The sequence below is a fragment of the Pseudomonas alkylphenolica genome (assembly GCF_016009175.1).
GTDB lineage: Bacteria > Pseudomonadota > Gammaproteobacteria > Pseudomonadales > Pseudomonadaceae > Aquipseudomonas > Aquipseudomonas alkylphenolica_B.
Window position 1 is genome coordinate 23086 of record NZ_JADUCM010000021.1, and the last position, 23831, is coordinate 46916.

Sequence of the window (23831 nt, forward strand, 5' to 3'; positions counted from 1 at the left end):
GTAATCAGCGAACGATCGATTAAAAAGCGTAAATTCTAGGTGCAATCTATCAGTTAATTTGTTTTATTTGACACATGCCCTAGCCTTATAGCCATGAGCCCCGGTCACTTCGGCTTGCACTCCAGGGTGATACGCAACTTGATGATTTCGCGATTGAACTTGGCCGTGCTATCCACGCTTTGCTTGGCCGGGATGCTCACACGACGCACCCGTGGCGATTCCGGGCCGTTGCGGAAGGTCACCTTGCACTGGGCGGCGACCTCGCCATAGTTGTTCAGGGTGATCGAGCCGATATCGCGGTCGGTGTCGTAGGTGGTGTAGTCGACTTTGACGCCCTCGATGTTCTTTTCCACATCGATGGGATAGGCCAGGGCCGTGAGCGGAATCAGGGCCAGCAATACAGCACAACATTTCTTCATACGACGCGCTCCATGAAAGAGCGCCAGCTTAGGACAACAGGAGCCGAAGATGAAAGCGCCGCGCGTTACCCTGGATCAGTGGCGGACCTTACAGGCGGTGGTCGATCACGGCGGCTTTGCGCAAGCCGCCGAAGCGCTGCACCGCTCGCAATCCTCGGTAAGCTATACCGTCGCGCGCATGCAGGACCAGCTGGGCGTACCATTGCTGCGCATCGATGGGCGCAAGGCCGTCCTGACCGAAGCCGGCAACGTGCTGCTGCGCCGCTCGCGGCAACTGGTCAAGCAGGCCAGCCAGCTGGAAGACCTGGCCCACCACATGGAACAGGGCTGGGAAGCCGAAGTCCGCGTGGTGGTCGATGCCGCCTACCCCAGCGCCCGCCTGGTCCGCGCCCTGAGTGCGTTCATGCCGCAGAGCCGTGGTTGCCGGGTGCGTCTGCGTGAAGAGGTGTTGTCGGGCGTCGAGGAGGTGCTGCACGAAGGGATCGCCGACCTTGCCATCAGCGGCTTCAACATTTCCGGCTACCTGGGTACCGAGCTGAGCGCGGTGGAATTCGTCGCCGTCGCCCACCCGGAGCACAGCCTGCACCGCCTGGGCCGCGAGTTGAGCTTTCAGGACCTGGAAAGCCAGCTGCAGGTGGTGATCCGTGACTCGGGCCGCTCACAGCCCAAGGATGTCGGCTGGCGCGGCGCCGAGCAGCGCTGGACGGTCGGCAGCCTGGCCACCGCCGCCACGTTCGTCAGCAGCGGCCTGGGCTTTGCCTGGCTGCCGCGCCACCTGATCGAGCGGGAGCTGCGCGAAGGCGTGCTCAAGCCTTTGCCGCTGGATCAGGGTGGCAGTCGCCATCCACTGTTCTACCTTTATTCCAACAAGGACAAACCCTTGGGCCCGGCCACGCAGATTCTCATCGAGTTGCTGCGCAATTTCGATACCGCGCCACTGGACGTCCCCTTCGCCGCACCCGCCCAAGCCTGACAGGAATCGAGCCCATGGCCTATTTCGAACACGAAGGTTGCTCACTGCACTACGAGGAATATGGCCAGGGCGATCCGCTGGTGCTGTTGCACGGCCTGGGCTCCAGCACCCGCGACTGGGAAAAACAGGTGCCAGAGCTTGCCCGCCACTACCGGGTAATCGTCATGGACATCCGGGGCCACGGGCGCTCCGACAAACCCCGCGAGCGCTACAGCATCCCGGGTTTCAGCGCCGACCTGCTGGCCTTGCTGGAAAAACTGCAGACTGGCCCGGTGCACCTGGTCGGTCTGTCGATGGGCGGCATGGTCGGCTTTCAGTTCGCGGTCGATCACCCCGAATGGCTGCGCAGCCTGTGCATCGTCAACAGCGCCCCGGAGGTCAAGCGCCGTACTCGCCAGGACTGGGTCTGGTGGGCCAAGCGCTGGGCCATGGCCCGCGCCTTGAGCCTGGAAACCATTGGCAAAGGCCTGGCCGCACGGCTGTTCCCGAAACCGGAACAGGCCGAGCTGCGCTGCACAATGGCCCAGCGCTGGGCCGAAAATGACAAGCGCGCCTACCTCGCCAGTTTCGATGCCATTGTCGGCTGGGGCGTGAGCGAACGCCTGGGGCAGATACGTTGTCCTACGCTGGTCATCAGCGCCGACCAGGATTACACCCCGATACAACTCAAAGAGCGCTATGTCCGCCTGATTCCCCAGGCACGGCTGGCGGTCATCGACGATTCGCGGCACGCTACGCCGCTTGATCAACCCCAGGTTTTCAATCAGACGCTGCTGCAATTTCTGGCGGCGTCCACTACCCCTCAAGGAACATTGAGCCCATGCTGAAAAAACTCCTGCTTGCCACCTGCTCGGTCGTCTTCGCCACCAGCCTGATGGCCGCCGACAAGGCGCCTCACGTCCTGCTCGACACCAGCTTCGGTCAGATCGAAGTCGAACTGGACCCGGTCAAGGCGCCGATCAGCAGCAAGAACTTTCTCGAGTACGTCGACAGCGGCTTCTACAACAACACCATCTTTCACCGCGTGATCCCGGGTTTCATGGCACAGGGCGGTGGCTTCACCGAACAGATGACGCAGAAAGAAACCCGTGACCCGATCCGCAACGAAGCCAGCAACGGCCTGCACAACACCCGTGGCACCCTGTCGATGGCGCGTACCTCGAACCCCAACTCGGCCACCAGCCAGTTCTTCATCAACGTCGCAGACAACGCCTTCCTCGATCCGGGCCGCGATGCCGGTTATGCGGTATTTGCCAAAGTGGTCAAAGGTATGGACGTGGTTGATCAGATCGTAAATTCGCCGACCACCGTCAAGCGCGGCATGCGCGATGTGCCAGTAGACCCGGTGTTCATCAAGTCGGCCACACGCATCGACTGAACTGAGGCCTCACAAGGACGTGAGCTTTGGACCTGAGGGTCGAGCCAGACAGGAGTTCCCTTTTCATGGTGTTTCGCCGCTTCGAAAGACTCATCGATATTTTCCGTGAGGCGCCCACCGCGGCACCACCCAGCACGGTATGGCCGTTCTACCTGTACTACCTGCGTCAGGTCTGGCCGAGTTTTGCCGCGCTGCTGGTGATCGGGTTTATCGGCGCGCTGATCGAAGTGGCACTGTTCAGTTACCTGAGCCGGATCATCGACCTGGCTCAGGGCACGCCGTCTGCCAGTTTCTTTAGCGACCATGCCGGCGAACTGCTGTGGATGCTGGTGGTGGCGCTGATTTTGCGGCCGGTGTTTCTTGGCCTGCACGACCTGCTGGTACACCAGACCATCAGCCCGGGAATGACCAGCATGATTCGCTGGCAGAACCACACCTTTGTGCTCAAGCAGAGCCTGAACTTCTTCCAGAGCGATTTTGCCGGACGCATTGCCCAGCGCATCATGCAGACCGGCAACTCGCTGCGCGACTCGGCCGTGCAGGCAGTGGATGCGCTGTGGCACGTGCTGATCTATGCCATCAGTTCGCTGGTGCTGTTCTTTGAGGCCGACTGGCGCCTGATGCTGCCACTGATCACCTGGATCGCCTGTTACATCGGGGCGCTCTATTACTTCGTGCCGCGGGTCAAGGAACGCTCGGTGGTCTCCTCCGACGCCCGCTCCAAACTCATGGGGCGGATTGTCGACGGCTACACCAACATTGCCACCCTGAAACTGTTCGCCCACACCGACTTCGAACAGCAATACGCCCGCGAAGCCATCCGCGAGCAAACGGAAAAAACCCAGCTGGCCTCCCGCGTCGTCACCAGCATGGACGTGGTCATCACCAGCCTCAACGGCCTGTTGATCGTCACCACCACGGGCCTGGCCCTGTGGCTGTGGACCCAGTCATTGATCAGCGTGGGCGCCATCGCCCTGGCCACCGGCCTGGTAATCCGCATCGTCAACATGTCGGGCTGGATCATGTGGGTGGTCAACGGCATCTTTGAAAATATCGGCATGGTGCAGGACGGCCTGCAGACCATCGCCCAGCCGGTGACCGTCACCGACGTCGACAATGCACCTGAGCTCAAGGTCGATCGCGGCGCGGTGAAATTCGAGAATGTCGGCTTCCGCTACGGCAAAGGCAGCCGGATCATCGACGACCTCAACCTGGATATTCGCCCCGGCGAGAAAATCGGCCTGATCGGCCCGTCGGGCGCAGGCAAGTCGACCCTGGTGAATTTGCTGCTGCGCCTGTACGACATCGAAAGTGGACGCATCCTGATCGACGGCCAGGACATTGCCCTGGTGTCCCAGGCCAGCCTGCGCGCGCAAATCGGCATGATCACTCAGGACACCTCCCTGCTGCATCGCTCGATCCGCGAAAACCTGCTGTACGGTCGCCCGCAAGCCAGCGAAGCCGAGCTGTGGGAGGCGGTACGCCGGGCACGCGCCGACGAGTTCATCCCGCAGCTGTCGGATGCGCAGGGGCGCACCGGTTTCGATGCCCATGTGGGCGAGCGTGGCGTGAAGCTTTCCGGTGGCCAGCGTCAGCGTATCGCCATCGCCCGGGTGCTGCTCAAGAACGCGCCGATCCTGATCATGGACGAAGCCACTTCGGCGCTGGACTCGGAAGTCGAAGCCGCGATCCAGGAAAGCCTCGAGACGCTGATGCAGGGCAAGACAGTGATTGCCATCGCCCACCGGCTTTCGACCATTGCCCGCATGGACCGCCTGGTGGTGCTGGAAAAAGGCCGGATTGCCGAGATGGGCAGCCATGCCGAATTGCTCGCGCATCAAGGGCTGTATGCCCGGCTGTGGCATCACCAGACCGGTGGGTTTGTCGGGATCGACTGAGTCATCAGCCCTGCCGATAAGGCAATGCCGTGCGCGCCTCGTCGGCATAGGCCAGTACCCCGGCTCGCTCTTGCTGCAAGAAGTCCTCCACGGCGCGGCGCAACCCCGGATGCAGCAAATAGTGCCACGACCGGGTAATCACCGGTTCGAAGCCACGAATCAGTTTGTGCTCACCCTGGGCACCGGCATCAAAGCGCTGAAAGCCCTCGGCGATGACAACGTCCATGCCCTGGTAGAAACAGGTCTCGAAATGCAGCCGGTCGAATTCATCCAGGCAACCCCAGTAACGGCCATACAGGCTGTCACCGCCGACCAGACTGAAGGCCATGGCCACGTCACGCCCTCCCTGGCGCGCCATGACCACGCGAATGGCATTGGGCATACGCTCGGCCAGCAAACTGAAAAACGACCGGGTCAGATACGGCGCACGACGCCGCACCGCATAGGTGTTGGCGTAGCAGGCAAAGACAAAATCCCACTGTGCCTCGCTCAACTCGCCACCCCGGTACCAGCGAAATTCGATGCCCTGCCCCGCCACCTGCTCACGTTCCTTGCGCATCTGTTTGCGCTTGCGCGAGCTGAGGCTGTCGAGAAAATCCTGAAAATCGCGATAGCCACGGTTTTGCCAATGAAACTGGCAGCCCAGGCGCTCCATCCAGCCTTCACGGCCGCGCATGATCGAATCCGCGTCGGCGTCGGTGAAATTGATGTGGGCGCCCGACAAGCCTTGCTCTGACAGCTCGTCCGTCAGCTGATCAACCAATGCACCAGCAGCCACAGGATCGCCAAGCAACCGAGGACCGGTCACCGGCGAAAACGGCACTGCACACAGCAGCTTCGGGTAATAGGCGATGCCCGCCCGCTCGCAGGCATCGGCCCAGCCGTGGTCGAACACGTACTCGCCAAAGGAGTGCTGCTTCACATAGGCGGGCAAGGCCGCACGCAACCTGCCGTAAGCATCGGTCAGCAGTCGATGCGCTGGCGCCCAGCCAGTGCGCACACTGACGCTGCCGCTGTCTTCAAGACTGCTCAGGAAGGCATGGCAAGCAAAGGGCTGTTGCGGCGGCACCAGGGCATCCCAGGCGGCGGCATCGAGGTCGGCGAGTTGTTGCAGGATCAGGTTCGGCATGGGCGCAGTCTGCCCCGTCGCGCGGACAAAAAAAAGCCCCGCAACGCGGGGCTGAAGATCTAACGGATGAAGGAGCAGCGTTGCTTAGAACACGTACTGGGCGCGCATTACGAAGCCGTCGCCATCGTCGTCGCCATTGGCGTTCTGTGCGTTGTCGACTTTGGTTTTCACGTACACGCCGCTGATCTTGATCGATTCGTTGGCGTACCAGTTCAGACCCACGTTGTGCACCTTGCCTTCGACATCGTCGATGTTGGCGAATGCGCCGTTGTCATCGTCAGTGCTCAGGTGGTCATAGCGATAGAACACTTCCCAGGCGCCGATCTGCTTGTTCGAAGGCTTGATGCCATCAAACTTGCCGAGTTTGTAGCCACGGGCTTCGCCGGTCAGGGTGTAGGCCAGTTGACCGTAGTAACCTTCAGACTTGATGTCGGAGAAGGCGGCGTCGTCAGCCTGGGTCTTGCGCTTGATGTATTCACCCTGTGCCGAGAACGGGCCCATGGCCCAGGCCGCTTCCAGACCCCAGGCGGAGTCGGTGTCGAATGCGCCGGCCGGGGTGTTGTTGGCACCACCCAGGGTCAGACGGTTACCGTTGGTACCGGCATCCTGACCACCATCGGTGCTCACACCGCGCATGCCCAGGCGGCTGCGGATACGGCCGTCGAAAGCGGTGTCGGAGAGGTCACGCTGAGCGTAGTTGACGCCGAAGTGCAGAACGTTGCCTGCGTCGTGCATCGGGGCAAACACGCCGCGCAGGTTGAACTGCTTGGTGCTGTCGCCATCTTTGTCCTGGTTGGTCGCGTCCTTGGCAAAGGCACCGACCGAGCCGTACAGCGAGTCACCCGCGTTGCCCGAAACCTGGATCCCCATGCCACCGTTGTGAGCGTTGGTCCAGTCGACCAGGTCATAAGCGGCGGTACGCTCTTGAGCGGTAACCCATTTGGAGCTGGTGGCTTTCTCCAGACCGAATTCAGGGTCGAAACGACCGACTTTGATCTGCACCGGCTTGAAGCCGTTGTAGGCCAGGGACGCTTCGTCGAAGTAGCCGTCTTCGGAGCGGTTGTCACCGCCGGAGTTGTGCGAGAAGTCGTAGTTGATCTGGTAAGCCCAATCGGTGTACATCACACCGCCCAGTTCCAGGTAAGCACGGCGGAAGTAACCGGCGTCGGCGTTGTTGCCATTGACGGTGTAGAAACCGTCGAAGGTGCTGTAGTCAGCCTGAACACGACCGCCCAGCTTGAAGCTGAATTCCTTGTCGGTGGTAGCGACCTCGAGGCCACCTTTGGTCTTGACTACGATATCGGCGCCGTCGGTAGTCACGGTACCCGCGAAAGCCTGGGCGGTAACGGCCATTGCCAAGGCGCTGGCTGCGAAACCTGCGAAGTGCTTACGGATCATCGAAGAAGCTCCCCTACTTTATGGTCTTGATAATGTTGGAAAAACACGCGGCTTTGGCCACTTGTGCTGGGGAGCGATCTTGGCGGGGGGGTATTTCAGATCAGTGGCTTTTATATAAATCTTTTATGACAGGGGAACTTTTTACTTCGAACACGCATAAGCAGAAAAGCCCCGTTGCAGGGCCTTTCCAGGGCGTTTTCAGGGGGTGTCGTCGCTGCGCTGGGCGGCCGTCATGCGCTGGACGATTTTCTCAACATCGTCTACCGGGGCTTCCGGTAACGCCTTGATCGTCGCCTGGGTCAGGCGCATCTGTTTGATGAAGCGTCGGCAGTTTTTGCAAAACAGCAGGTGCTGACGTGCCAGCAGGTTTTCCCCGAGGGTGAGCTGTCCGTCCAGGTAATCGCTGGAACGGGCGACCAGTTCCTTGCAACTCAGCATTGGCCTGTTTCCTCAAAGTGTTCCAGGGTGGCAAAAACCTTCAGGCGCGCCCGGTGCAACAGCACGCGAACATTGGAGAGCGAGATGCCCAGAAGATTACAGATCTCCTCCAGCTCCAGGCCCTGGCGCTCACGCAGCACCAGCACACTGCTTTGCAATTGCGACAGGCTCAGCAAGGTATGTTCCAGGCACTCGCGCAGTTCGTCCTGGCTGAGCAAGGCCTCCGGCGAGTCTTCATGCCAGGCCGATGGTGCCACCAGCCAATGGCCGTCACCGGCAAAGCGCTCATCACCGACCGTGCCATGCGGCGACGGCAGGTCATCGAGCAGCACCTCGCGGCGGTTTTGCTTGTAGCGGGTTTTCGCCGCATTGGCGGTAATGGTCAGCAGCCAGGTCTTGAGGCTGGAACGCCTCTGGAATCCCGGCAGGCCGCGTACCACGGCCAACCAGGCATCCTGTACCGCTTCGTCAGCCTGACGGCTGCCGAGGATCGCGTACGCCACGGCGCGCATGGCGCCCTGGTACGTGGTTACCAGCTCGCTGAAAGCCTGTTGATCGCTGCGCAACAGGCGTTCGAGCAAGTGTGTTTCATCATCGACCGACATTGCCACCTCATCCTGAACGTATTCAATGGACGCCGAGGCATGCGTGTTGTTACAGGCCGATCAGCTATGGCCGGATCAGCGCTTGCGCAAGATCACGCTGCCAATCGAATAGCCGGCGCCAAACGAGCTGAGCACACCCAGCGACCCCGAAGCCAGGTCATCCTGATGCTTGTGCAGGGCGATCACCGAGCCTGCCGAACTGGTGTTGGCGTAGCTGTCGAGAATCACCGGTGCTTCGTCTTCAAGCGCATCGCGCCCCAGCAGCTTCTTGACGATCAGGTGGTTCATGCTCAGGTTGGCCTGGTGCAGCCAGAAGCGCTTCACATCGCTGACACTGATGTTGTTCTCGGCCAGGTGCTGGCCGATCAGCTCGGCGACCATCGGGCAGACTTCACGGAATACCTTGCGGCCTTCCTGCACGAACAGTTTGTCGGGGGCGCCGATGCCCTCCTCGGCGGCACGGTTGAGGAAGCCGAAATTGTTGCGGATGTTGTTCGAGAACTGGGTCAGCAGCTTGGTGCTGACAATGTCGAACTGATGGGCCGACGTCGCCAGGTCAGCGCGCTCGACCAGTACGGCAGTGGCGGCGTCACCAAAAATGAAGTGGCTGTCGCGGTCACGGAAGTTCAGGTGGCCGGTGCAGACCTCAGGGCTGATCACCAGCACCGCGCGGGCCTGGCCCAGTTGCACGCTGTTGCAGGCGGTCTGGATACCGAAGGTGGCCGAGGAACAGGCCACGTTCATGTCGAAACCAAAGCCGTTGATGCCAAGGGCCTGTTGCACTTCGATGGCAATCGCCGGATAGGCGCGCTGCAGGTTGGAGCAGGCGACGATCACAGCGTCGACATCGGCAGCCGTACGACCGGCGCGTTGCAGCGCCTGTTCGGCAGCCGCCACGGCCATCTGGCAGAGGATCGACGGTTCGTCGTTGCTGCGCTCCGGCAGACGTGGGGCCATGCGCTGCGGATCGAGGATGCCTGCCTTGTCCATGACAAAGCGGCTTTTGATCCCCGAGGCCTTCTCGATGAACGCCGCGCTGGATTCGGCCAGGGCCTGCACTTCGCCGCGCTCGATGGCCTGGGCATTGTCAGCGTTGAACTGCTGCACATAAGCGTTGAAGGATTCCACCAGCTCTTCGTTGGAGATGCTGTTGGCCGGGGTGTACAGGCCGGTGCCGCTGATGACGACGTTGTGCACGGTCGTTCCTCTGTTCGGGGCCACTGCCCGTTCGGCAATGGCCTGTCTGATCACGTTATTGGCACCAAAGTACCAAGTTGACCTGGCAATGCCCCCTGCTGAACAGGCTCACTGCACAGTGCTGCATTCTGGCGCTGCGCCCGCCGGGTGAAAAAATCGGCGAACGCAGCGAATATCGGCCAAGTGTGCCACAACTACAGGGGTTTAGGCTTCCACCAGACTCCATTGCTTGCTCAGTCGTTTGTCGGAAACCGGCACCTTGGTGCCCAGTTGCTGTGCGAACAGTGACACCCGATATTCTTCCAGCCACCAGCGGTAGAGTGTCAGTTGCTCATCGCGCTTGCCTTCCTGGGCGTGCTTGTCGGCGCGGACCTTGTACTGGCTCCACAAATTGCCCAGCTCACTGCTCCAGACCCGGTCTTTCTGCACCTGGGAACCGAGCTTCTCCAGGCGCAATTCAACGGCCTTCAGGTAGCGTGGCAACTCCTTGAGCCACAGCCCCGGCGTTTCGCGGACAAAGCCCGGGTACACCAGGTTGCTCAGTTGCAGCTTGATGTCGTTGAGGGCTACGGCCTGGGCCAGGTCGATCTTGCCCTTGAAGCGCTTTTGCAGGCCGTGCCAGAGCTTGAGAATCTCCAGGGTCAGGCGTGCCAGACGCTCGGCGTGCTCGGCCCAGCTGCCGCGTTTACGCTCAGCCAGCGAAGCCAGCCCCGCGCCATCACGCGGCAAGGTGCTTTCGCCCTCGAGGATGCAGCTGTCGAGACTGGCCAGCAGGATGTCTTCCACCAGCGCTTCAATGCGCCCCAGCTCGCGATACAACAGGCCCAGTTCGGTCAATCCCGGCAGTTTGCCGCGCAGGAACTTCGCAGGCTCGGCCAATTGCTGCAACAGCAGGCGCTGCAAGGCGCGGCGGTGCTGGAACTCGGCTTCGGCCTGGGTCGAGAAGCGCCCTTCCTTGACCGTACCGTTGTCTTCGACCAGTGCCGGGTACACCGTCATCGACAGCCCGGCAATCTTCTGCTGGGCCGTCTGTGCCACCTGGGCAAAGGCCTTGGCTTGTACCGGCTGCTGGCTCTTTTCAGTCTGCGGCACCGCCAGTGCGGCCTGGCTGGCGGCAACAAAGCGCGCGGTCAATTCGGTCAGGTCACGGCCTTCGCCAAGGAACTTGCCCTCGCCGTCGACAACTTCCAGGTTCATCTTCAGGTGGTTGTCCACCTGCGCCGCGGCTTCGGCCCAGGCTTCGTCGCTGACCCGCGCGCCGGTCATGCGCAACAGCTCACGCCCCAGCGCCTGGGGCAACGAGCCCTCGGCAAAGGTCATGCGTTGCAGGGCAGCCTTGACGAAGTCCGGCACCGGTACGAAGTTCTTGCGCAGCGCCTTGGGCAGGTTGCGCACCAGGGCAATGCACTTGGCTTCCAGCAGCCCCGGCACCAGCCACTCCAGGCGTTCACCCGGCAGGCTCGGCAGCAACGGCGCAGGTACCCGCACGGTTACACCGTCGCGCGGGTGGTTGGGCTCGAAGTGGTAGCTCAGCGCCAGGCTCAGATCGCCCAGGCGCAGGGTGTCAGGGTACTGCGCGGCGGTGACTTCGCTGGCTTCGCGCGCCAGCACATCCTCCTCGCGCATGATCAGCAGTTGCGGGTCCTTCTGGCTATTGACCCGGTACCAGCTGTCGAAGGTGGCGGTCTGATGGATTTCCGCCGGCAAACGCGCTTCATAGAAACCGTAAAGGGTCTCTTCATCGGCGAGAATATCGCGGCGTCGCGCCTTGGCTTCGAGCTCGTCCAGCTGTTCGAGCAGGCGCCGGTTGGCAGCCAGGCATTTGGCTCTGGACTGGATCTCACCGCCCACCAGCGCTTCGCGAATGAACAGCTCCCGCGACATCACCGGATCGATAGGCCCGAAGTGCACCGGGCGGCGACCCACCACAATCATGCCGTACAGGGTGACCTGTTCGAACGCCACCACCTGGCCGCGCTTCTTCTCCCAGTGCGGTTCAAAGTGGTTTTTCTTGATCAGGTGCGTCGCCAGCGGCTCGATCCAGTCCGGCTCGATCTTGGCCACCATGCGCGCGTACAGCTTGGTGGTTTCCACCAGTTCGGCGCTCATGATCCATTGCGGCCGTTTCTTGCCCAGTCCCGAAGACGGGTGTACCCAGAAGCGGCGCTGACGGGCACCCAGGTAGTCGCCATCTTCGGTTTTCTGACCGATCTGGCTGAGCAAGCCGGAGAGGATTGCCTTGTGCAGTTTCGGATAGTCCGCCGGCTCTTTGTTGATGCTCAACTGCAGGTCGCGGCAGATCAGGCTCAACTGGCGATGGGCATCACGCCATTCACGCAGGCGCAGGTAGTTGAGGAAGTTCTTGCGGCACCAGTTGCGCAGCGGGCTGGCGGTCAGGGCCTGACGTTGCTCTTCAAAACCGCGCCATACATTGACCAGCGCGGCGAAGTCCGAGTCGGCATCTTTCCACTGCGCGTGCGCCTGGTCGGCCGCCTGCTGACGCTCGGGCGGCCGCTCGCGCGGGTCTTGTACCGACAAGGCGCTGGCCACGATCAGCAGTTCGCTGAGGCTGCCCTGCTTGGCCCCTTCAAGCAGCATGCGCCCCAGGCGTGGGTCGACCGGCAAGCGGGCCAGTTGGCGACCGAGCGGGGTGAGCTGGTTTTCGCGGTTGACCGCCGAGAGCTCTTGCAGCAGGTTGAAACCGTCGCTGATGGCCTTGCCGTCCGGTGGCTCGATGAACGGGAAGGCATCGATCTCGCCCAGGCGCAGGTGCAGCATCTGCAGGATGACCGCCGCGAGGTTGGTACGGAGGATTTCCGGATCGGTAAAGGCCGGCCGCGCATTGAAGTCTTCTTCGCTGTACAGGCGCACGCAAATGCCCGGTTCGACCCGGCCACAGCGACCTTTACGCTGGTTGGCACTGGCCTGCGACACCGCCTCGATGGGCAGGCGCTGCACCTTGGCGCGGTAGCTGTAGCGACTGATCCGCGCGGTACCGCTGTCGATCACGTAGCGAATGCCCGGTACGGTCAACGAGGTTTCCGCAACGTTGGTCGCCAACACCACGCGACGCCCCGGATGGGACTGGAAAATCTTCTGTTGCTCGGCCGGTGACAGCCGCGCATACAGCGGCAAAATTTCGGTATGGCGCAGCTGGGCCTTGCGCAGCATTTCAGCGGCGTCACGAATCTCGCGCTCGCCCGGCAGGAACACCAGCACATCGCCCGGCCCCTTGCCCAGGCTGCGCTCGTGCGCGGCAATTTCATCGAGGGTGGCCAGAATCGCCTGATCCACGGTCAGGTCATCCTCGATGCGGTTCCCCTCTTCGTCTTGCTCGCTGGTCAACGGCCGGTACCAGGTTTCCACCGGGTAGGTGCGGCCGGACACCTCGATGATCGGCGCATCGTTGAAGTGTCTGGAGAAGCGCTCCAGGTCGATGGTCGCCGAGGTAATGATGACTTTCAGGTCCGGTCGACGGGGCAGCAGGGTCTTCAGGTAGCCGAGAAGGAAATCGATGTTCAGGCTGCGTTCATGGGCTTCGTCGACAATGATGGTGTCGTAGCGCTCAAGAAAGCGGTCATGCTGGGTTTCGGCCAGGAGAATACCGTCGGTCATCAGCTTGACCAGGGTATTGGCATCGCTCTGGTCTTCGAACCGCACCTGGTAGCCCACCAGCGCCCCCAGCGGTGTACCCAGCTCTTCGGCGACGCGGGTGGCGACGCTGCGTGCAGCAATACGGCGCGGCTGGGTATGCGCGATCAGGCCATGCTGACCGCGCCCCAGTTCCAGGCAGATCTTCGGCAACTGGGTGGTTTTGCCCGAACCGGTTTCACCGGCGATGATCAGCACCTGGTGCGCGGCCAGCACCTTCTTGATCTCGTCACGCTTGGCCGCAATCGGCAGGCTGTCGTCGTAACGAATGCTCGGCACGCTGTCCTTGCGCGCAGTGACCTGAGCACAGGACGCCTGCACCTTCTCGACCCACTGAGCAAGCTTGGCCTCATCCGGGCGCTTGCGCAGTTCATGCAGTTGCCGGCGCAAGCGATGGCGCTCGGCGATCATGGCGTGGTCGAGGTTTTTCAGCAGTTGATCAATAGCGTGGTCAGTCATGGGGGCTTATTAGTCGTGCAGGTGAGCCTGCTTTTTCATGATCGGCATAGGAAGGGCTGCGATTGTCGCAGATTTGCCCCCGCTCGGCACGGCCAAGGGTAAGCCGCTGATTGTTTAGCCGCGAACAACCTGAAGGTATACAAAGGCTGATTTAATGAACCTTCACCGGCGTGGGAGTATCCAGCCATGACTTCGCCCTTGCGTATGCCCCGCCCGCTGTTGCGCCCTTCGTTCCCGAAGGTACGGGCTCGCTCTGGCGAAAACCCGCTGGTTCATATCATTCTCGCCTTCTGGGCCTTGTGGCACTGCCGCCATGCCCGCCCACCAGACGCACCGCTCGCTCTGCACTGATACGTGCGGCCCACCTGGCCGACCCTCATTGTCGATGACTGTCACCTCAAGGTGAACGCAGTCCTGTGCGCCTGATGGCGCGAGCGAGTACAGCATGCAATTTGCCCCCATTGAGCAGGCCCGAACGTTCCTGACCAACAACCCCGATATCGAGATGATCGAGCTGTTCATTCTCGACGCCAACGGCGTGCCGCGCGGCAAGCTGTTGCACCGCGAAGAACTGCTGGCGGTGTATGAAAGCGGTCGGCCATTGCCCAGTACCATCCTCGGCCTGACCCTCAATGGCGACGACGTGGAAAACTCGGGCCTGGTCTGGGACGTCGGCGACATCGACTGCCGCGCCTACCCACTGGAAAACAGCCTGGTGCGCTTGCCCTGGCGGCAAATCCCGACTGCTGCGGTGCAGGTCAGCATGCACCCCAGCGAAGGCATGCCGGCGACCATCGCCGATCCACGCCACTTGCTGGTCAACGTGATCGATGCGCTCAAGGCCGAGGGTTACCACCCGGTGATGGCGTGCGAGCTGGAGTTCTACCTGCTGGACCAGAAGCGCGACAGCCACGGCCAGCCGCAACCGGCGCTGGACCGTGACGGCGGCCGCCCGCGTGGCACCCAGGTGTACGGCTTGCGCGAGCTGGAACAGATCGAACCCTTCCTCGCTGACCTTTACGCCGCCTGCAAGGCGCAGGGCATTCCGGCACGCACGGCCATCTCTGAATACGCCCCAGGCCAGGTGGAGATCACCCTGGAGCACGGCGACGCCCTGCTGGCCATGGACCAGGCGGTGCGTTACAAACGCCTGGTCAAAGGCGTCGCGCACAAGCACGGCATGCAGGCCTGCTTCATGGCCAAGCCGTTCGATCACCTGGCCGGTACCGGCATGCACATGCATGTCAGCCTGGCCGATGCCGACGGCAACAACCTCTATGCCAGTGAAGACAAAGCCGGCACGCCGCTGCTGCGCCAGTCCGTGGCCGGCATGCTCAAGCACCTGCTCGATTCGTTGCTGCTGTTCTGCCCGAACGCCAACTCCTACCGGCGCTTCCAGGCCAACAGCTATGCCCCGCTGGCACCGACCTGGGGGGTCGACAACCGCACGGTAAGCCTGCGTGTGCCTGGCGGCCCGGCCAACAGCCGGCATATCGAACACCGTATCTGTGGCGCCGACGCCAACCCGTACCTGGCGGCCGCGGCCATCCTCGCCAGCCTGCACCACGGTATTCGCCAGCAGCTTGATCCCGGCGCCCCGGTCGAAGGCAACGGCTATGCCCAGGCCAAGGAACTGCTGCCCACCGACTGGCTGACCTCGCTCAAGGCTCTGGAAACTTCAGAGTGGGCACGCGAAGCGTTCGGTGATGCCTTTCTCGGCGTCTACCTGGCGGTCAAGCGTGCCGAGTACCGACAGTTCATGGCCGAAGTCGGCGAACAGGACTGGCGCTGGTACCTGACCCAGGCCTGATCCCTTTTATTTTTGCGCCAAGGATTTTTTATGAACGCAGCCGTCACCACCGGCACTGCCCAGCGCAGTGCCTCCTACTACACCGCCAGCCTCAACGACACCACTCAGTACCCGACCCTCAAAGGTACGGTGAAAGTGGATGTGGCCATTATCGGCGGAGGCTTTACTGGCGTAGCCAGTGCCGTCGAACTGGCCGAGCGCGGCCTCAAGGTCGCCATTGTCGAGACCAACCGCATTGGCTGGGGCGCCAGTGGCCGCAACGGTGGCCAGGTCACCGGCAGCCTCTCGGGCGACGAAGCCATGCGCAAGCAGATGCGCGAAAAGCTCGGCGAGGACGTCGACGACTTTATCTGGCACCTGCGCTGGCGCGGGCACCAGATCATCGAGCAACGCGTTGAGCGCTACGGCATCGATTGCGACCTCAAGCGCGGTCACCTGCATGCCGCGATGAAGCCGTCGCACATCAAGGAACTACAGGCCTTCGAAGCAGAAGCGCAGCGCCGCGGCATGGGCGATCAGGTGCAGATGCTCGACCAGAAAGCCATTGCCGAACACCTGCAAAGCCCACTGTACCTGGGCGCCCTGAAGAACCGCCGCAACCTGCACCTGCACCCGCTCAACCTGTGCCTGGGCGAAGCCCGCGCGGCCCACAGCCTGGGGGCATTGATCTTCGAAAATTCCGAGGTGCTGGAGATTGTCCATGGCGATAATCCCGCCATCGTTACCGCCCAGGGCCGGGTCGAAGCCAAGCAGATCATGCTGGCCGGCGACGTGTACCACAAGCTCGAAAAGCGCCAGCTCAAGGGCAAGATCTTCCCGGCCATGGGCGGCATCGTCACCACCGCTCCGCTGGGCGATCTGGCAGCGCAGATCAACCCGCAAGACCTGGCGGTGTATGACTGCCGTTTTGTGCTCGACTATTACCGCCTGACCGCCGACGGCCGCCTGCTGTTCGGCGGTGGCGCCAACTATTCAGGGCGTGATTCGCGGGACATCGCCGGTGAGCTGCGGCCCTGCATCGAGCGCACCTTTCCGGCGCTCAAGGGCGTGCCGATCGAGTTCCAGTGGAGTTGCGCGATGGGTATCGTGGTCAACCGCATTCCGCAGCTGGGCAAGCTCTCGGACAATGTCTGGTACTGCCAGGGCTACTCCGGGCACGGCATCGCCACCAGCCACATCATGGGCGAAATCATGGCCGAGGCACTGACCGGTACCTTGCAGAAGTTCGATACGTTTGCAGGCTGCAAGCACATCAAGGTGCCCATGGGCGATGTGCTGGGCAACCCGTTGCTGGCGGCGGGGATGTGGTACTACCAGATGCTTGAGAAACTGCGCTAACGCAATCGCCGGCAAGCCGGCTCCTACTCACATCGGTAGGAGCCGGCTTGCCGGCGATTTTGCAGGTCAGGCGATCTTTTTCAGGCCGAGCTTTTTCAGCTCTTCATCACGCAGTTCACGACGCAGGATCTTGCCCACGTTGGTGGTCGGCAGGGCATCGCGGAACTCGACGTAGCGTGGCACCTTGTAGCCGGTCACGTTGGCACGCATGTGCTCCATTACCTGCTCTTTGGTCAGGGTCACGCCTGGCTTGGCGACGATGAACACCTTGATCACTTCACCGGACTTCTCGTCCGGCACACCAATGGCCGCGCATTGCAGCACGCCCGGCAGGGTGACCAGCACATCCTCGAGTTCGTTCGGATAGACGTTGAAACCGGAAACCAGAATCATGTCTTTCTTGCGGTCGACGATGCGCATGTAGCCGTCAGGCTGGATCAGGGCGATGTCACCGGTCTTCAACCAGCCTTCGCTGTCGAGGATTTCGGTGGTGGCTTCCTGGCGCTGCCAGTAGCCCTTCATCACCTGTGGACCTTTTACGCACAACTCACCGACTTCGCCCAATGGCAGTTCGACACCGGCGTCATCAATGATCTTGCACAGGGTCGACGGCACGGGAATGCCGATGGTGCCGACCTGATTCTGCTCTGCGGGGTTGACGGTCGCTACCGGGCTGGTTTCGGTCATGCCATAACCTTCACAGATGGCACAGCCGGTTACCGCTTTCCAGCGTTCGGCCACACTCATCTGCAGGGCCATTCCCCCCGACAAGGTGATCTTCAGTGCCGAGAAGTCCAGGTTGCGGAACGCTTCGTTATTGCACAGGGCCACAAACAGGGTGTTCAAACCGACAAAGCCACTGAACTTCCACTTCGACAGTTCCTTGACCATCGCCGGCAAGTCGCGCGGGTTGCTGATCAGGATGTTGTGGTTGCCGATCAGCATCATTGCCATGCAATGAAAGGTGAAGGCATAGATATGGTAAAGCGGCAGCGGGGTGATCAGGATCTCGCAACCTTCGTTGAGGTTGGCGCCCATCAACGCCCGGCATTGCAGCATGTTGGCCACCAGGTTGCGGTGGGTCAGCATGGCGCCCTTGGCGACACCCGTGGTGCCACCGGTGTACTGCAGCACGGCAACATCGTTGCGGTCAGGACTCGCCTCTTTCACCGGCTTGCCTGCACCTTTGCTCAATACATCATTGAACTTGAGCGCGTTGGGCAGGTGATAGTCAGGGACCATCTTCTTCACGTACTTGATCACGCTGTTGATCAACAGGCGTTTGACCGGTGGCAGCATATCGGCCACTTCGGTGACAATGACGTGCTTGATCTGGGTCTTGGGCACTACCTTCTCGGCCAGGTGCGCCATGTTGGCCAGGCACACCAGCGCCTTGGCACCGGCGTCGTTGAACTGGTGCTCCATTTCCCGCGCGGTATACAGCGGGTTGGTGTTCACCACGATCAGGCCCGCGCGCAAGGCCCCAAAAACTGCAACTGGATATTGCAGGACATTCGGCAGTTGCACCGCAATGCGATCACCCGGCTGCAGGTCGGTATGCTGCTGCAGGTAGGCGGCAAACGCCCCCGACAGTTCATACAGCTCGCCGTAGGTAATGGTTTTGCCCAGGTTGCTAAAGGCTGGTTTGTCAGCAAAGCGTTGGCAGGACTGTTTCAATACTGCCTGGATATTCGGGTACTCGTCAGGATTGATTTGTGCCGCAATCCCGGCTGGGTACTTATCCTTCCAAAAATTTTCGATCATGGAAGCCCACTCCTTCAGCAACAGCGAATTCTTCACCGCAGTCGATGCGATTATTATTGATATAAGATTACGGTTTATTGCAAACCAGAAAATCAGAAGCGGGCCGAGAGTAGCAGCTTTACCCAGGGTCGCCTAGAGCTAAAGCAGCCCAAACAGTCACAAAAATGACTCTTGATCATGTCGTAGTCATTTTTAGAGTAAATAGACTAAAGCGGCTGGTTTCAAGCCACAAGCTACAAGCTGAACACCCTTCCAGGCGTTCGTTTCCTGCAGCTTGCAGCGAGTTGCTTGCGCTAGCCGTCAGGCTATATCCCTGAGCTCCCGGCGCAAGATCTTGCCCACGGCGGTCATCGGCAGCGACTCGCGCAGCACGATGTGCTTGGGCACCTTGTAGCCGGTGAAGTTGGCCTTGCAGTAAGACTTCAGCTCTTCAAGGCTGACCCCGCCTTCGCGCGGCACGACGAACAGTTTCACGGCTTCGCCGGAGCGCTCGTCGGGGATGCCGATGACGGCACAGTTGGCCACTTGCGGATGGCTCATCACCACTTCTTCAATCTCGTTCGGGTACACGTTGAAGCCCGAGACAATGATCATGTCTTTCTTGCGATCGACAATCCGGGTAAAGCCATCCGGATCGATCACCGCGATATCCCCGGTCTTGAACCAGCCTTCACTGTCCAGCGACTCGGCCGTTGCCTGCGGGTGCTGCCAATAGCCTTTCATCACCTGCGGGCCCTTGATGCACAACTCGCCCCGCTCGCCCATGGGCAGTTCGTTGCCGTCATCGTCGATCACCTTGAACGCCGTTCCCGGCACCGGGATGCCGACAGTGCCCAGGCGCGCCAGCTGGCCGTAGGGGTTGGTACTGGCTACCGGCGAGGTTTCGGTGAGGCCGTAGCCTTCGACAATCCGGCAGCCGGTCAGGCTCTCCCAACGCTCTGCGGTGGCCGTGACCAACGCTGTCCCGCCGGAGTTGGTGACCTTCAAGGCAGAGAAATCAAGCTGCTTGAATTCCGGGTGGTTCATCAGTGCCACGAACAAGGTATTGAGCCCGAGCAGCGCGGAAAATTTCCACTTCTTCAGCTCTTTGATGAAGCCTGGAATATCCCGCGGGTTGGTGATCAGCACGTTGTGGTTGCCGGTCACCATCATGCACATACAATTCGCGGTAAATGCATAGATATGGTAGAGCGGCAGCGGCGCAATCATCACCTCCTGGCCCTCCTTGATCAGCCGCTGGCCATCGGCGCCATGCTGGGAGAAACAGGCCAGCACCTGGAGCATGTTGGCAACCAGGTTGCCGTGGGTCAGCATCGCGCCCTTGGCCAGGCCCGTGGTGCCACCGGTGTATTGCAGCACGGCGATGGTGTCGAGGTTCAGCGCAACCGGCTTGGGCACCTGGCCGCGACCCTGGCCCAGCGCGCTTTTGAACGGCACCGCCTGGGGCAAGTGGTAATCAGGCACCATTTTCTTGACCTTGGCGACGATGGTGTTGACCAGCCAGCCCTTGGCTGCCGGCAACATGTCGCCCATCTTTGCCTCGATAAGAAACTCGATGTCGGTATCGGGCAGTACCTCCTGCACCAGCTTGCCGAACATGTTCAGGTAGACCAGCGCCCGGGCACCGGAATCCTTGAACTGATGGCGCATTTCACGCGCGGTGTACAACGGGTTGGTGTTGACCACGATCAGGCCGGCGCGCAACGCACCAAACACGGCGATCGGATACTGCAGTACGTTGGGCATCTGCACCGCGATGCGGTCGCCCGGCACCAGGTCGGTGTGTTGCTGCAGGTAGGCGGCAAAGGCTGCCGAGTGACGGTCCAGTTCGGCATAGGTCAGAGTCACGCCCAGGTTGCTGAAGGCCGGTCGGTCAGCGAACTTTTTGCAGGAGCGTTCGAACACTTCGACCACTGACTTGTAAGCATTCATGTCAATGTGCGAAGGAACACCTGCGGGGCGTTTGTCATTCCAGAAATCAGCTTGCATTTATTCTTGTCCTCTTACCTGAGCCGTTCCTGCCCTCTTGCCGATGTGGCGAAAAAGGGTGCTGTGCCGACGTTAGCAGGTATGTCGCAGGTGGCAAATACGCCAAGCGCTGTCATTAACATTGTGAATCTTGTTTGTCGCTGCCCTTCAATTACACGCTTGAGTTATACACTGAGCTGACTCATCAACCGTGCGCACAAGGACCTGCCATGCAACACGACGCGTTCTGGCTTGCCGCCAGCGATCACTGCAGCCTGTATGTCTATCAATGGCTGCCAAGTACGCCGATCAAGGCGGTAGTGCTCCTGGCCCACGGCATGGCCGAACATGCCGGCCGCTACCAGCGCCTGGGCGAGGCTTTGAGCGCGGCCGGGTACGCCCTGTTCGCCCATGACCAGCGTGGCCATGGGCGTACCGCCGAACTGGGTACCTTGGGATTGTTTGCGCGGCACAATGGCTGGAGTGCGGTGGTCAACGACCTGGGCCTGCTCAGCCAACACATCGGCCAGCAGTTTCCCGGCACCCCTGTGTTTCTCTTCGGCCACAGCATGGGCAGCTACATCGCCCAGGCGTACCTGATCCATCACGGCGCCAGCCTGCAAGGCGCGATTTTGAGCGGCTCGAACTTCCAGCCACCGGCGCTGTACCGCGCCGCCTGCGTGATTGCCCGACTCGAAGCCTGGCGTCAGGGCCCGCTCGGCCACAGTGCGCTGATCGAGTGGCTGTCGTTCGGCTCGTACAACAAGGCATTCAAACCCACGCGCACGGCTTTCGACTGGCTCAGCCGTGACGCCGCCGAGGTCGATCGCTATGTCGCCGACCCGCTGTGCGGCTTTCGTTGCACCAACCGGTTGTGGATCGACCTGTTGATGGGCCTTGAGCACATCAGCCTGCCAGCCAACCTCAAGCAGATCGATCCGAACCTGCCGATCCTGGTGATGGGCGGTGAATGTGATCCGGTCAGTACCGGCAAGCGTCTCAAGGATCTGGCCGGTGCTTTGCGCCTGGCCGGCAACCAGCGTGTGCAGTTGCAGCTGTACCCGAAAGCGCGGCATGAACTGCTAAATGAAACCAACCGTGACGAGGTCACGGCCGCGATCATCGACTGGCTGGAGCAGACGTTGGCCCTGTGCCGACCTGCCCGTAGCGAATGACGGCCGACCCCGTGCCCCTTGCAGGAATGAATCAATGACCCAGGTCACCAACACGCCTTACGAAGCCCTTGAAGTCGGCCAGACCGCCAGTTTCAGCAAGACCGTCGAAGAACGTGACATCCAGCTGTTCGCAGCAATGTCCGGTGACCACAACCCGGTGCACCTGGATGCCGAGTTTGCCGCCAAGAGCATGTTCAAGGAGCGTATCGCCCACGGCATGTTCAGCGGTGCGCTGATCAGCGCCGCTGTCGCCTGCGAGCTGCCTGGCCCGGGCACCATCTACCTGGGGCAGACCATGAGCTTCCAGAAGCCGGTGAAGTTCGGCGACACCCTGACCGTGCGCCTGGAAATCCTCGAGAAGCTGCCAAAATTCAAGGTGCGCATCGCTACCCGCGTGTTCAACCAGAACGACGAGCTGGTCGTCGATGGCGTAGCTGAAATCCTCGCACCGCGCAAACAGCAGACTGTCGACCTGGTCAGCCCGCCACCGATCACCATTGGCTGAGGTTCACAACTCGCTCAGGCGGCGCTCGATAAAGCGCCGCTCCGCGCCTTGCGCGGTCAGGCCCAGCGCGGTCTGGTAGGCATCGCGGGCCTGGTCCAGGCGTCCCAGCTGCCGGCACAGCTCGGCGCGGGCGCTGTGGGCCAGGTGGTAATCCTGTAGTTGCCCGCGTGCCAATATCGCCTCCACCGCCAGCAGGCCTGCCTGCGGACCATCACGACGGGCCAAAGCTGCGGCGCGATTGAGCTCGACTACCGGCGACGGCCAGCCGCGCAGCAACACATCGTACAAGCCGACGATTTCTTCCCAGTCGGTCTGTTCGGCACTGTCCGCTTCGGCATGCACTGCGGCGATTGCCGCCTGCAAGCTGTACACCCCGAATTGTTGGGTGCGCAGCGCCTGCTGCACCAACTGGCTACCCTCGGCAATCAACGCGCGATTCCACAAGCTGCGGTCCTGTTCGTCCAGCAGGATCAGATCGCCATGCTCATCGCTGCGCGCCGCCTGTCGTGACGCCTGCAGCAACATCAACGCCAGCAGACCGAGTACTTCCGGGTCAGGCAGCAACTGCTGCAACAATCGCCCCAGGCGGATCGCTTCGTCACTGAGGTCATTGCGCATCAACTGGTCACCCGATGACGCCGAATAGCCTTCGTTGAATACCAGGTAAATCACGCGCAGCACGCTGTCCAGGCGCTCGGGCAGTTCCGCCAGCGACGGCACCTGATAGGGAATCTGTGCATCGCGGATCTTGGCCTTGGCCCGCACGATCCGTTGGGCAATGGTTGCCGGGCTCTGCAGGAAGGCCCGGGCGATTTCCTCGGTGGTCAGGTCACAGACTTCCCGCAGGGTCAGCGGCACCTGGGCATCGGCCGCCAGCGCCGGGTGACAGCAGGTGAAGATCAGGCGCAGACGATCATCTTCCAGCTCCTCATCGTTCACGTCATCCTCCTGCCGGGCTTCCAGCGCCAGGATCAATTGCGCCTGAGAACGGTCGAAGCGGGCACGACGACGCAGCCCGTCAATGGCCTTGAAGCGACCGGTAGACACCAGCCAGGCCCGTGGATTGGCTGGTATGCCGTCGCGTTGCCAGCGCTCAACGGCAACGAAAAAAGCTTCATGCATGGCTTCTTCAGCCAGGTCGAAATCGCCCAGCAAGCGAATCAGCGTCGCCAGAATCCGTCGCGACTCGATTTGATAAACCGACTCGACCTCGGCTCGTACCTGCTGTGGCGTGACCATCAGCCCGGCATCTGGGTGGTCACCAACGCCACCAGTCGATCCAGGCTTTCACCCCAGCCACGGTGAAAACCCATTTCTTCGTGCGCCAGACAATCGGCTGCGCTCCAGTGCCAGGCGCGAGCGGTGTACTGCGTCTTGCCTTGAACATCCTCGAACGTCACCACTGCGGTCATGAACGCTTTGCTCGACGGCACCCACCCCGGGCCAAAGGCATCGGTGAAGACTATCCGCTCTGGTACGACAATCTCCAGAAATACGCCTTGGTTCGGGTACTCGGCGCCATCGGGCGCCTGCATCACCGTGCGAAACAACCCGCCTACCCACAACTGCATTTCACACAAGGGCGTGGTCATGCCGTTCGGACCCCACCACTGCGCGAGCAACTCAGGTTCGGTCCAGGCCCGGAATACCTTGGTCCGTGGCGCGTCGATCAGCCGGGAGAGGGACAGCTCATAAGGTGCAGCTGCCGGGGGATGAAGGCTCATAT

Annotated in this window: 19 protein-coding genes; 8 read left to right on the top strand and 11 right to left on the bottom strand. The window is 61.3% G+C overall.

From position 1 onward, the window contains the following. Nucleotides 1-104: 104 nt before the first annotated feature. Nucleotides 105-419, bottom strand: coding sequence for a 3-phosphoglycerate kinase (locus I5S59_RS17615; RefSeq protein ID WP_197877747.1), 315 nt, complete (start codon nt 417-419; stop codon nt 105-107). Between the two features lie 49 nt (nt 420-468). Here I5S59_RS17615 and I5S59_RS17620 point away from each other — a divergent pair, with 49 nt between their 5' ends. The 4 genes from I5S59_RS17620 (at nt 469) to I5S59_RS17635 (ending at nt 4668) form a co-directional block, all read left to right on the top strand. Beyond that, nucleotides 469-1392, top strand: coding sequence for a LysR family transcriptional regulator (locus tag I5S59_RS17620; RefSeq protein WP_197877748.1), 924 nt, complete (start codon nt 469-471; stop codon nt 1390-1392). Nucleotides 1393-1406: 14 nt separating this feature from the next. Next, the gene (locus I5S59_RS17625; RefSeq protein ID WP_197877749.1) at nt 1407-2219 is read left to right on the top strand and encodes an alpha/beta fold hydrolase; all 813 of its coding nucleotides are present in this window, start codon (nt 1407-1409) and stop codon (nt 2217-2219) included. Beyond that, complete coding sequence (locus I5S59_RS17630) at nt 2213-2770, top strand: peptidylprolyl isomerase (RefSeq protein ID WP_197877750.1); 558 nt, start codon at nt 2213-2215, stop codon at nt 2768-2770. The genes I5S59_RS17625 and I5S59_RS17630 overlap by 7 nt, the downstream gene beginning before the upstream one ends. Before the next feature lie 65 nt (nt 2771-2835). Further along, a complete protein-coding gene (locus tag I5S59_RS17635; RefSeq protein WP_197877751.1) occupies nt 2836-4668 on the top strand; it encodes an ABC transporter ATP-binding protein in 1833 nt (610 codons plus the stop codon). A gap of 4 nt (nt 4669-4672) precedes the next feature. Here the strand turns inward: I5S59_RS17635 and I5S59_RS17640 are convergent, their stop codons facing one another. The 6 genes from I5S59_RS17640 to hrpA all read right to left on the bottom strand — a co-directional run bounded on the left by I5S59_RS17640 (nt 4673) and on the right by hrpA (nt 13545). Then, nucleotides 4673-5797: a GNAT family N-acetyltransferase gene (locus I5S59_RS17640; protein ID WP_197877752.1), complete on the bottom strand. Its 1125-nt coding sequence runs from the start codon at nt 5795-5797 to the stop codon at nt 4673-4675. Between the two features lie 84 nt (nt 5798-5881). Next, nucleotides 5882-7195: an OprO/OprP family phosphate-selective porin gene (locus tag I5S59_RS17645; RefSeq protein ID WP_197877753.1), complete on the bottom strand. Its 1314-nt coding sequence runs from the start codon at nt 7193-7195 to the stop codon at nt 5882-5884. A 198-nt stretch (nt 7196-7393) separates the two neighbouring features. Next, on the bottom strand, nt 7394-7633 hold the full coding sequence (locus I5S59_RS17650; protein WP_197877754.1) for an anti-sigma factor family protein: 240 nt from the start codon (nt 7631-7633) through the stop codon (nt 7394-7396). Next, nucleotides 7627-8238 carry an RNA polymerase sigma factor gene (locus I5S59_RS17655; RefSeq protein WP_197877755.1) on the bottom strand — a complete coding sequence of 204 codons (612 nt, stop codon included), beginning with the start codon at nt 8236-8238 and terminating at the stop codon, nt 7627-7629. Before I5S59_RS17655 ends, I5S59_RS17650 begins: the two co-directional genes overlap by 7 nt. Nucleotides 8239-8313: 75 nt before the next feature. Further along, on the bottom strand, nt 8314-9435 hold the full coding sequence (locus I5S59_RS17660) for a beta-ketoacyl-ACP synthase III (protein ID WP_197877756.1): 1122 nt from the start codon (nt 9433-9435) through the stop codon (nt 8314-8316). Nucleotides 9436-9639: 204 nt separating this feature from the next. Beyond that, nucleotides 9640-13545, bottom strand: a complete 3906-nt coding sequence (hrpA, locus tag I5S59_RS17665) for an ATP-dependent RNA helicase HrpA (protein WP_197877757.1) — start codon at nt 13543-13545, stop codon at nt 9640-9642. 445 nt (nt 13546-13990) lie between these two features. On the opposite strand from hrpA, the gene I5S59_RS17670 reads away from it, so the two are divergent. Beyond that, nucleotides 13991-15355 carry a glutamine synthetase family protein gene (locus I5S59_RS17670; RefSeq protein WP_197877758.1) on the top strand — a complete coding sequence of 455 codons (1365 nt, stop codon included), beginning with the start codon at nt 13991-13993 and terminating at the stop codon, nt 15353-15355. A gap of 30 nt (nt 15356-15385) precedes the next feature. Continuing rightward, nucleotides 15386-16693 (top strand): NAD(P)/FAD-dependent oxidoreductase, encoded by a 1308-nt coding sequence (locus I5S59_RS17675; protein WP_197877759.1) that lies wholly within the window; start codon nt 15386-15388, stop codon nt 16691-16693. Between the two features lie 66 nt (nt 16694-16759). Here I5S59_RS17675 and fadD1 read toward each other — a convergent pair whose 3' ends face one another. Both fadD1 and fadD2 read right to left on the bottom strand, forming a co-directional pair. Further along, nucleotides 16760-18457: a long-chain-fatty-acid--CoA ligase FadD1 gene (gene fadD1, locus I5S59_RS17680; protein ID WP_197877760.1), complete on the bottom strand. Its 1698-nt coding sequence runs from the start codon at nt 18455-18457 to the stop codon at nt 16760-16762. 300 nt (nt 18458-18757) lie between these two features. After that, nucleotides 18758-20446, bottom strand: coding sequence for a long-chain-fatty-acid--CoA ligase FadD2 (gene fadD2, locus I5S59_RS17685; protein ID WP_197877761.1), 1689 nt, complete (start codon nt 20444-20446; stop codon nt 18758-18760). A gap of 209 nt (nt 20447-20655) precedes the next feature. On the opposite strand from fadD2, the gene I5S59_RS17690 reads away from it, so the two are divergent. Next, entirely contained in the window at nt 20656-21600 is a 945-nt protein-coding gene (locus tag I5S59_RS17690; protein ID WP_197877762.1) for an alpha/beta hydrolase, read from the top strand. Between the two features lie 34 nt (nt 21601-21634). Then, nucleotides 21635-22105, top strand: coding sequence for a MaoC family dehydratase (locus tag I5S59_RS17695; RefSeq protein WP_128322268.1), 471 nt, complete (start codon nt 21635-21637; stop codon nt 22103-22105). A 3-nt stretch (nt 22106-22108) separates the two neighbouring features. On the opposite strand, the gene I5S59_RS17700 is transcribed toward I5S59_RS17695, so the two are convergent. Further along, nucleotides 22109-23344, bottom strand: coding sequence for an RNA polymerase sigma factor (locus I5S59_RS17700; RefSeq protein ID WP_197877763.1), 1236 nt, complete (start codon nt 23342-23344; stop codon nt 22109-22111). Then, on the bottom strand, nt 23344-23829 hold the full coding sequence (locus tag I5S59_RS17705) for an SRPBCC family protein (RefSeq protein ID WP_197877764.1): 486 nt from the start codon (nt 23827-23829) through the stop codon (nt 23344-23346). The genes I5S59_RS17700 and I5S59_RS17705 overlap by 1 nt, the downstream gene beginning before the upstream one ends. Between the last annotated feature and the right edge of the window lie 2 nt (nt 23830-23831).